This window comes from Actinoplanes sp. NPDC023936 (assembly GCF_040639325.1).
Lineage (GTDB): Bacteria > Actinomycetota > Actinomycetes > Mycobacteriales > Micromonosporaceae > Actinoplanes.
On record NZ_JBEZZR010000022.1, the window covers coordinates 130648 to 141008 of the forward strand.

Here is a 10361-nt window from a genome sequence, read left to right on the forward strand (position 1 = left end):
AACGGTGAAGCGCCGGGCGGGGCCATGATGCGGTCGGCTACGTGCCGAGAAGGATTCCGCCCCGGGCCGGTGCGGCGGCGACGCCGCTCCTGGTGACGACACTGCTCGTGGTGACGACACTGCTGGCGGGGATGCTCGCCGCGGTGACCGCCGACCTGGCCACGGCGCAGACCCCGATCACCCGGATCGCGCAGATGGTCGCCGGTGGCTTCCACACGTGCGGAGTGGGTGACGACGCCCAGGCGTACTGCTGGGGCAGGAACAGCTCCGGCCAGCTGGGCGCCGGCGACACCGACGATCGCCTGGTCCCGGTGGCGGTGGACGCTCCGGGCGGCCTGACCCTGGGCGTTCTGGCCGCCGGGGGATCGCACACGTGCGCGATCGCCGGCGACGCCAACGCCTACTGCTGGGGCAAGGGCGACGACGGCCAGCTGGGGACCGGTGGCGCCGGCGAGGAGCTGGTCCCGGCGGCGGTGGCCGCGCCGTTCGGGGTGACGTTCACCGAGCTCACCGCCGGTGAGCACCACACGTGCGGATTGACCGGCGACGGTACGGCGTACTGCTGGGGGCGTGGCGAATTCGGTCAGCTGGGCGACGGCGGCACCGCGAACCAGTACCGTCCCGTGCCGGTCGACGCGCCCGACGGGGTGACGTTCACCCAGCTCACCGCGGGTGGCATGCACACCTGCGGCGTCGGCAGCGACACCACGACCTACTGCTGGGGGTACGGCGGCACCGGCGCCCTGGGCAACGGGAGCACCGCGGACCAGCCGGCTCCGGTAGCGGTGGACGGCCCGGTGCTGACCACTGTCACGTCCGGTTACGCCCACGTGTGCGGCGTGGGCGACGACGCGAAGACGTACTGCTGGGGTTCCGGCGGCAGCGGTCAGCTGGGCGACGGCAGCACCACCGGCCGGCCGGCCCCGGTGGAGGTGGATCTCCCGGACGGCGTGGCGTTCACCGAGGTCGCCCCCGGTCACAGCCACACGTGTGCGGTCGCCGACGACGCGAAGACGTACTGCTGGGGTTCCGGTGTCAGCGGCCAGCTGGGCAACGACGACACCGCGCGGCAGGTGACTCCGGCGCCGGTGCACGTGGCGTTCACCGCGCTCGTCTCCGGGTATCACCACACCTGCGGCGCCGGCACCGATCTTCGGGCCTACTGCTGGGGCGCCGGCGTCGACGGCCAGCTCGGCACCGGCGCGTCAGAGAACCGGCTGACCCCCTCGCTGGTGCTGCTCGGAACCCCGCCGATGCCGGCCGTGTCGCCGCTGACCGAGATCACCGCCGGCGGCGATCACACCTGCGGGCGCACCGCCGCCGGGCGCGCCTATTGCTGGGGCTGGAACGGGTCCGGCCAGCTGGGTGTCGGCGACACCGCGGACCGGTCGAATCCGGCGGCGGTGAACGCCCCGCCCGGAACGATCCTGAGCGGGCTGACGCTCGGCGCCATGCACACCTGTGCGCTCGGCAGCGACACCAACGCCTATTGCTGGGGCTCCGGCAGCACGGGCCGGCTCGGTAACGGTGACACCGCGGACCGGACGGAACCGGTGGCGGTGGCCGCGCCGTTCGGGGTGCGGTTCACCGCCGTCACGGCCGGTGGTCATCACACGTGCGCGCTGGGCGACGACGACAAGGCCTATTGCTGGGGCCGCAACGATTTCGGCCAGCTGGGCAACGGCGGCACCGAGGACCAGTCGCTGCCGGTGGAGGTCGATACGCCCGGCGGAGTGACGTTCACCCAGCTGGCCGCCGGCGGCATTTTCACCTGCGGCCTCGGCAGCGACACCACGACCTACTGCTGGGGGTACGGCAGGACCGGCGCCCTGGGCAACGGAGGCACCACGAACCAACCGGCTCCGGTGGCCGTGGACGGCCCCGCTCTCACCGCGCTGAGCGCCGGCGACGCCCACGCCTGTGCGCGGGGCGCCGACGGGAAACAGTACTGCTGGGGTTTCAACGGCGGCGGCCAGGTGGGTGACGGCAGCACCGTGGACCGGCTGGTTCCGGTGGAGGTGGCCGTGCCGGACGGTGTGACGTTCACGGACACCTCTCTCGGAACCCACCACACCTGCGCTCTCGGCGACGACGCCAGGGCGTACTGCTGGGGCGTCGGCAGCGAGGGCCGGCTCGGCAACGGCGATACGGCTCAGCACGACACGCCGGGCGCGGTGGCCGCACCCGTCACCTTCACGCGGGTGACGTCCGGGTACAGCCATGCGTGCGGGATCGGGGGCGACGCGAAGGCGTACTGCTGGGGTCACGGCGCCGGCGGGCGACTCGGCAACGGCGCGTCCGCGGACCAGCTGACGCCGGTCGAGGTGGTGTTCGGCCAGGGGCAGGCCTCGCCGTCGCCGTCGCCGACACCCACCGTGGGCCCGTCCCCGGACGGGCCGCCGGACGGCCTGCCGCTGACCGACATCACCGCTGGCGGCCTGCACACCTGCGGGCACGCCAGCGACGGCGGCGTCCACTGCTGGGGCCAGAACACGTACGGCCAGCTCGGCAACGGCGACACCGCGGACCGGTCGAGTCCGGTTCCGGTGCACGCCCCGGACGGCGTGGCACTCGGCCGGTTGACGCTCGGCGGCTCGCACACGTGTGCGCTGGGCAGCGACGACGCCGCGTACTGCTGGGGCAGTGGCTTCGGCGGTCAGCTCGGCAACGACGCGTTCGGCGGCGAGCCGGCGCCGGTGGCCGTGCAGGCGCCGCCCGGTGTGACGTTCACCCAGCTCACCGCGGGCGGCGGGCACACCTGCGGGCTGGGCAGCGACGACAAGGCGTACTGCTGGGGTCAGAACAGCTCGGGCGAGCTGGGCGACGGGAGCATGCTGACGAAGTCGTCCCCGGTTCTGGTGGACGCCCCGGACGGGGTGACGTTCACCCAGCTCACCGCGGGTGGCATGCACACCTGCGGGCTCGGCAGCGACACCACGACCTACTGCTGGGGGTACGGCGGGAACGGCGCGCTCGGCAACGGCGGGACCGCTGACCAGCCGACTCCGGTGGCCGTCGACGGCCCGGCTTTCACCACGGTGACGGCGGGCTATTCCGTCACCTGCGGGCTGGCCACCGACGCCACCGCGTACTGCTGGGGCTTCAACAGCAGCGGTCAGGTCGGCGACGGCACCATGGTGGACCGCGCGACGCCGGTGCGGGTGGACGTTCCGGACGGGGTGACGTTCACCGGAATCGCCCCGGGATTCGGCCATTCGTGCGCGCTCGGTGACGACACCCGGGCCTATTGCTGGGGCACCAACTTCGCCGGTCAGCTGGGCAACGCCGACCCGGCCGAGCAGCCGAGCCCGGTCCTGGTGAACGCGCCGGCCGGCTTCACCCAGCTCACCTCCGGATCCAGCCACACGTGCGGGATCGGTGCCGGCGCGAAGGCGTACTGCTGGGGTAACGGCGTCGACGGTCAGCTCGGCAACGGCCGATCCGAGAACCAGCCGGCAGCGGTGGAGGTGTGGCCCGCGGAACCGTCGGCGACTCCGGCTCCGTCACCGTCGGTGTCGGAAAGCCCGACCGGCCCGCCGCCGATGGACATCGACCTGAACCCGTTCACCGATGTCACCGCCGGCGCTCACCAGACGTGTGGGAACGGCATCGACGGGCGGACGTACTGCTGGGGTCAGAACGGATTCGGTCAGCTCGGCAACGGTGACACCGTCGACCGGTCGAGCCCGGTGGCGGTGAATGCGCCGGACGGCGTGACAATCCGTCCGCTGACCGGCGGCGGATACCACACCTGTGCGTTCGGCAGCGACGGCAACACCTATTGCTGGGGTTACGGCGCCGACGGTCAGCTGGGCACCGGCGACACCGCGGACCGGCCGAGCCCGGCGGTGGTGGACGTGCCGGACGGCACCTATTTCTCCCATCTCGAGGCCGGTGGCAATCACACCTGCGCGCTGAGCGGCGACGGCACGGCCTATTGCTGGGGTCGCGGTGAATTCGGTCAGCTCGGCAACGGCGGCACCGACAACCAATCGAGCCCGGTCGCGGTGAATGCCCCGGACGGGGTCACCTTCGTCGACATCACCGCCGGTGGCAACCACACGTGCGCGCGGGGCGACGACGCAAGAACCTACTGCTGGGGGTACGGGGCCGCGGGCGCGCTGGGCAACAGGGACACCACTGATCATTCCAGCCCGGTGCCGGTCGACGTCCCGGACGGCGTGACGTTCCTGCGGCTCGGCGCCGGTTACGGCCACACGTGCGCGCTGGCCGACGACGCCACGACCTATTGCTGGGGCTTCAACGGCAACGCCCAGCTGGGCAACGGCGACACCGTGGACCGGTCGAGCCCGGTGGCGGTGGACATGCCGGACGGCATGATCTTCGTCGACATCGCCCCCGGTTACAGCCACACCTGTGCGCTGGCGGACATGGCCGCGGTCTACTGCTGGGGTTCCGGCGCCGCCGGCCAGCTCGGCAACGGGGACACCGCGGAGCACTCGACTCCGGTCGAGGTGAACCCACCGACGGACGGGGTGTTCATCTTCCGGCTCACGTCCGGTTACAGCCACGCGTGCGGGGTCGCCACCGACGGCCGGACCTATTGCTGGGGCCAGGGCGGCAGCGGTCAGCTCGGTACCGGGGACACCGCGAACCAGTCGGTGCCGGTGGAGGTGGCGCCGCCGCAGCCGCAGGAGACGCCCAGCCCGGCGCCGGTCTCCTCGGAAACGCCCTCGGCAGAACCGTCCGGGACGCCGTCCGAGACCCCCTCGGAAACCCCCTCGGAGCTGCCCTCGGAGCTGCCGTCCGAAGCGTCGTCCGCCACGCCCTCCCCGTCGGTGGTCTCTTCTTCGACGGCGACCGTCTCTCCCTCGGTGATCTCCTCTCCGTCTCCGGCCGGGAGCGCGACGCTGAGCCCGACACCGGCGGTCAGCCCGTCCGCGTCTCCCACCCCGACCGCATCGCCCTCACCGAGCCGCACCCCCACGCCGACACCCACCCCCACGCCGACACCCACCCCCACGCCGACACCCACCCCCACGCCGTCCGCGACACCGACCTCATCGCCGACGCCCACCCCGACGGCGTCCGCGACACCGCAGGCGCCGACCGGCGTGACGGTGTCCCGCGGCGACAAGTCGATCACCGTGTCCTGGACACCGGTGGACCCGGGCGGCGACACGCTGATCAGGTACATCGCCACCGCCTCGCCCGGCGGCAAGTCCTGCAGCGTGAACAGCAACAGCAGCCGCGACACGGTGTGCACGATCCACGGGTTGACGAACGGCACCGCGTACACGGTCACGGTGACCGCCACGGCCAAGGGCGGCACCTCGGCCGCCAGCGCCGCTTCCGCACCGGTCACCCCGAGCGATGCCCCGGCGGCCGGGGTGGAGCCCGCCGTCATCACCGACGCGGCGCCCGCGAACGAGGCCATCACCGTGGCCTGGCAACCCGGCGAACGGGGCGGCGGCGCCACGGTGCTCGGTTACACGGTGACGGCGACCGCCACGAACACCCCGTGCGCGTCGGCCACCACGCCCTGCGTCACCAGGACCACCGTCCAGAAGCCGAGCACCGGCAAGACCGCGGCCGCCCAGGCCGCCGCTGCCGCTGCCCAGACCGCCGCAGTGCCGGCCCCGGCCGCCGCCGCGACCGCGACCGCTGCTGCCGCCGCGACCGCGACCGCTGCTGCCGCCGTGGCCGCGACCGCTGCTGCCGCCGTGGCCGCGGCCTCGGACTCCGCGAGCTGCACCACCACCGACGCCGACACCTGCACGATCACCGGCCTCACCAACGGCGTCAGTTACGTCATCACGGTCACCACCCACACCACGGAGGGTGACTCGGCGACCGAGCCCATCACCGCCGACCCGACGCCGACGAGCACCACGCCGACGAGCATCGCGCCGACGACCACACCGACCACACCGGCGACGACGTCACCGACACCGGCGGCTGGCCTGCCCACCACCGGCACACCGGTCAGTGCCATCGCTCTCACCGGCTGGCTCCTGCTTGCCACCGGGGTGAGCGCGGTGCTGCTCGGCCACTACCGGCGACGCCGTACCGACGGATAGGCGTGCGGGGCGTCGGCCCGTTCCCGCCCACTGAATCATCGCCGTCAATTGGCGAGGCCCGCTCGCGGCGTGCATCCGATCCCGTGGTCGACTGTCAGGTCACCGGACCGCATCGCGAGAGTGGAGTTCCGCCATGAGCACCGGCCAGCACGAGGAACGGGTGCGTGCGCAGCTCCAGCCCGGTGAGCTGTTCCGCGCCGCCGTCTGGGTGAGCCGGGCTGACGACCAGGCGCCGATGGAGATCACCCGCGCCGAGCTGTCGCCGTTGCGGTACCGGCCGCGTCCGCGCGACATGCCGTACCGCCCGCCGGTGGAGCTCGCCGCCGGTCTGGCCGAGCACGTCCGCCTGGTGAGCGAGCCCCGGGTCCTCGCGGTCACCGACCGCCGCCTGCTGGTGCTGTCGAAACGGGTGCTCTCGTCGTCGCTGCGGGTGCGCTGGGAATGCCGGCGGGACCGGCTCACCGGAGCCGCCGAGCAGGGTGGCCGCCTGCGCCTCGACTTCGCCGACGGCTCCACCCTCACCCTGCTCACGCCGTCAGCGCAGGTCCGGCCGTTCCTCGATCAGGTCTGAACCGGTGAGCACCAGGTCGACCAGCTCCCGCGGCACGCCGTGCGTCTCGTGCAGGCGGCGGTAGTCGTCGTCGGTCAGCGGGCCGGGTGAGCGCCGGCGCGACAGCACCTGGCGGCCCCGGCGCAGCAGCCCGCGGAACCTGACCTCCTCGGTGAGCAGGATTCCCCGTACCCGGGAAAGGGTTTTGATCTGCTCGAACCGGTCGAGGGTGTGCCGGATCAGGCCGGTCGGCAGGTCGCCCAATGTCCGTTCCGGATCAGTGCGCCACAGGATGGTGAGCACCCGGCGGACCAGGCGGCGCAGCACGTAGCCGCGGGAGGTGTTCGACGGTTCGACGCCGTCGCCGATCATCACGATCGTGGAGCGCAGGTGGTCGACGACGATGCGCAGGTCGCTGTCGCCGAGCGTCCAGAGGCCGGGGATCGTGGTCATCCACGGCTCGAACACGTCGGTGTCGAAGACGGATCGGCGGTTCTGCAGGACGGTGAGCATGCGTTCCAGGCCCATGCCCGTGTCGATCGACTCCGTCGGCAGCGGGCGCAGGCTGCCGTCGCCGAGGCGTTCGTAACGCATCGTCACGTGGTTCCACACCTCGGTCCAGCCGTCGTCGGTGGTGGGCGTGCCGCGCGGTGGCCCCTCGCCGGTCCAGACGAAGATCTCGGAGTCCGGGCCGCACGGGCCGGTCGGTCCGTTGGACCACCAGTTCTCGTCGGTGGTGAGCTCGACCGGCACACCCAGGCGCTCCCACGTGCGCAGCGATCCGGTGTCGGTGGTGTACACCGTGACGTGCAACCGGCCCGGGTCCATCCCGAAGCCGTCGCGGAGCAGTTCGTATCCCCAGGTCAGGCTCTGCGGGCCGGGATAGTCGCCGAGCGACCACGAGCCGAGCATCTGGAACACGGTGAGGTGGGTGTCGTCGCCGATCTCGTCCAGGTCGGTGGTGCGCAGGCAGCGTTGCCGGTTCACCAGCCGCCGGCCCAGCGGATGCTGACGACCTTCCAGGTACGGGGTGAGCGGGTGCATGCCTGACGTGGTGAACAGCACCGGATCGCCCGGCGGCGGGATCAGCGTGCTCTCCGGTAGCAGTGTGTGACCGCGATCGCGATAGAAGTCGATAAAAGTGCGGACGGTCTGATCGACGTACATAATAAGGTCCTTTCGGGTCAAAAACGACCGGAAAGGAACCGCGCGGCGACACAGAGAACGGTTCGTCTCCGGTCGCGGGCGTGAGGAGGAGAGGTCAGGCAGCGGCGACCGTCGAGCCGGTAGCTCGCACGGTCGCGATCGTCGATCGCATGCTGACGTCCATGCCGGGACGGTACCGTCCGGTGAGCGCGAGGCCCAGCGAATTTCCGCCGGTACCTAACTGGGCCTGGCCTTCTGCGGGTAGAACGTCTCGTGCCGGGCCAGCATCGCGACGAACTCGCCGATCTTCCGCTCCCGCGTCTCCGCCCGCTTGACCGCGTTGAGGCGGTGGATCAGGGCGAATCGGTTCGCCTTGGTGAGCACGTCGAGCATGGCCTGCGCGGCCGGGTCCGCGGCGATCGCGGCCAGCAGGTCGGCCGGCACCTCGGCCTCCGACGGCGGGGCGTAGGCGGCCGCCCACCGCCCGTCCGCCTTCGCGGCCTCCACCGCGGCGCGGCCGGCCGGCAGCATCCGGCCCTCCTCCTCCAGCCGGGCCACATTCGAGACGTTCCGCTGCGACCAGGAACTGCGGGCCGTGCGCGGCGTCAGCCGGATCAACGAGCTCTCCTCGTCACGGCGGCGGGCCTGCCCGTCGATCCAGCCGCAGCACAGCGCCTCGTCGACCGCCTGCTGCCAGGTCAGCGTGGTGACAGTGCCGCCCTTCTTGGTCAGCGCGAGCCACACACCGGCGGACGTGGCGTGATGCTCGGCCAGCCAGGCCCGCAGCGCCTCGGCGTCCGCAACGATCAGCTCTTCCAGTTCCGCCTTCACCATGACGGCAGGTTAGTCGCTCACGTCCTGCCGGTAGGGGTCGCGGCTCGGACCGCGCACCGCCGCGGCGGCCGCGGCGGCGGCCGCTGCGGCGATCTCGGAGGCGACGCCGGCCAGCGCGTAGACCCGAGCGGTGGCGTGGTGGTGCGGGGTGAGGGTGCGCGCGGGGTGCTCACGCCGCGGTGGATCTTCACGGCGGGCGGTCATCGCACGCGTTGCCTGTTCGTGTGCGGTGGCCGCCCCGGTTTGCGCACGCCATGGACTTTTGTGTGCGGTGGCCGCCCCCGGTTTGCGCACGCCATGGACCTTTGTGTGCGGTGGCCGCCCCCGGTTTGCGCACGCCATGGACTTTTGTGTGCGGTGGCCGCCCCGGTTGTGGATCGTGGAGCGGCGGGGGCCGGTTGGTGCTGAGTGCTGACCCTGTTGGCTGATATCCGCCGCCCGGTAGTGCGCCGATCCGGCCGCGCATTACGGTCGGTCGCCGCTGACCGTGGAGCGCTGGGGGTTTTCGTCATTCTGTGGGGCCTGGGGCGTCCGCGGGTTTCCGCGCAGCGCGGGGTTTACCGTGGTTGTCGGCACGCTGGGTGACAACGGTTCGTGCTGACGGGCGGTCCGGTCCTGGTTGTCGGCTGGCCCCGCAGCGGTGATGACGCACCTCGGGACCATCGCCGCGGCCGAGCGCACTGACGTCCAGTCCAACGCCGGCATCGCATACAGCATGCTTTGACGCTACAAGGCTGGTAGCACGGTGGTCGCTTCGGTTTGTGGATGGTGGAACTGTGGTGCCGGCTGGTCCGGCTGGCTGTGCGGGCTGCCGCACACCGGCCGGGGACCCGCTGAGCGTGTGGATTTTGGGTGCGCTGCGCGCCTCAATTCCACACGCCGGCCGGGGACCCGCTGAGCGTGTGGATTTTGGGTGCGCTGCGCGCCTCAATTCCACACGCGGGCCGGGGATCCGCCGGGCGGTGCTCAGCGTCCCACGCCACTGATCCATGCGTGCGAATATGCGGTGGAGCCGGCGACCACGGGAGGCGTCATGAGTGAGACCGCACGAGCACTACTGACCGACATCCAGACCGGCATCGCCGCCGGCGCCGGGCCCAATCCGCTGGTAGCCGCTGTCACCACAGGCCGGGCCCCGCTCGCTGCCGTGGCCGCGCTCGCCGCCGAGGAGCGGATCATCGTGCCGGCTGACCAGCGGGCGTTTCTGCTGCTGGCCGCCCGGTCCGAGGAGCCCGCCGCGGTGCGGTTCTTCACCGGGCTGGCGCAGGGGGAGGGGCTGGTGCAGCCGATGATCCCCCCGCTGGCGGCGGCGGCCGGGATGGGCGGGGAGGCGTTGGCGTCCTATGAGCCACGGGCGGGCTGTCAGGCGTACCCGTCAATTGTCGCCTGGCTGGCGCTCAACGCGGAGCCGGCGGCGGTGGCACTGGCTCTGGTCTCGAACTTCGCCGCCTGGGGCGGCTACTGCGCTGAGCTGGCGCGCGGCCTGCGGGAACGGTACGGGTTCGGCGACGACGCCTGCGCCTTCCTGGACTTCTTCGCCGAACCGGTGACCGAGCCGCTGGAACTGGCGGTGGTCGCCGCGCAGGCCGCGATCGACAGTGGCCGCGACCTGGGCCAGGCCCGCCGTCATGCGCGGCTGCTGCACGAGAACGAGGAGCTGTTCTGGCGGACGCTCGCCGAGATCCCCGGCTAGCGGCAATGCCGGGTAGTTAAGGATCCGGGCTGGTCGTCAAGGCTGGTCCGGCGAGGACCGTGAGGCTGATGGTGGCCTTGTAGGTTCGGCGGTCGAT

At 72.0% G+C, this 10361-nt stretch carries 6 protein-coding genes; 3 read left to right on the plus strand and 3 right to left on the minus strand.

Annotated elements, in window-relative coordinates; all coding sequences use genetic code 11:
- The first annotated feature begins 41 nt into the window (after positions 1 to 41).
- Together AB0F72_RS26250 and AB0F72_RS26255 are read left to right on the plus strand one after the other, a co-directional pair.
- On the plus strand, positions 42 to 6041 hold the full coding sequence (locus AB0F72_RS26250) for a fibronectin type III domain-containing protein (protein WP_360436094.1): 6000 nt from the start codon (positions 42 to 44) through the stop codon (positions 6039 to 6041).
- A gap of 133 nt (positions 6042 to 6174) precedes the next feature.
- Positions 6175 to 6612, plus strand: coding sequence for a hypothetical protein (locus tag AB0F72_RS26255; RefSeq protein ID WP_360436096.1), 438 nt, complete (start codon positions 6175 to 6177; stop codon positions 6610 to 6612).
- On the opposite strand, the gene AB0F72_RS26260 is transcribed toward AB0F72_RS26255, so the two are convergent.
- The 3 genes from AB0F72_RS26260 to AB0F72_RS26270 all read right to left on the minus strand — a co-directional run bounded on the left by AB0F72_RS26260 (position 6577) and on the right by AB0F72_RS26270 (position 8775).
- Positions 6577 to 7758 (minus strand): alanine--tRNA ligase-related protein, encoded by a 1182-nt coding sequence (locus AB0F72_RS26260; protein ID WP_360436097.1) that lies wholly within the window; start codon positions 7756 to 7758, stop codon positions 6577 to 6579. The genes AB0F72_RS26255 and AB0F72_RS26260 overlap by 36 nt on opposite strands.
- 216 nt (positions 7759 to 7974) lie before the next feature.
- Entirely contained in the window at positions 7975 to 8571 is a 597-nt protein-coding gene (locus tag AB0F72_RS26265; RefSeq protein ID WP_360436099.1) for a YdeI/OmpD-associated family protein, read from the minus strand.
- 9 nt (positions 8572 to 8580) lie between these two features.
- Positions 8581 to 8775 (minus strand): hypothetical protein, encoded by a 195-nt coding sequence (locus AB0F72_RS26270; RefSeq protein WP_360436101.1) that lies wholly within the window; start codon positions 8773 to 8775, stop codon positions 8581 to 8583.
- Between the two features lie 829 nt (positions 8776 to 9604).
- Between AB0F72_RS26270 and AB0F72_RS26275 the strand changes: the two genes are divergently transcribed.
- On the plus strand, positions 9605 to 10264 hold the full coding sequence (locus AB0F72_RS26275) for a hypothetical protein (RefSeq protein WP_360436103.1): 660 nt from the start codon (positions 9605 to 9607) through the stop codon (positions 10262 to 10264).
- The last annotated feature ends 97 nt before the right edge of the window (positions 10265 to 10361 follow it).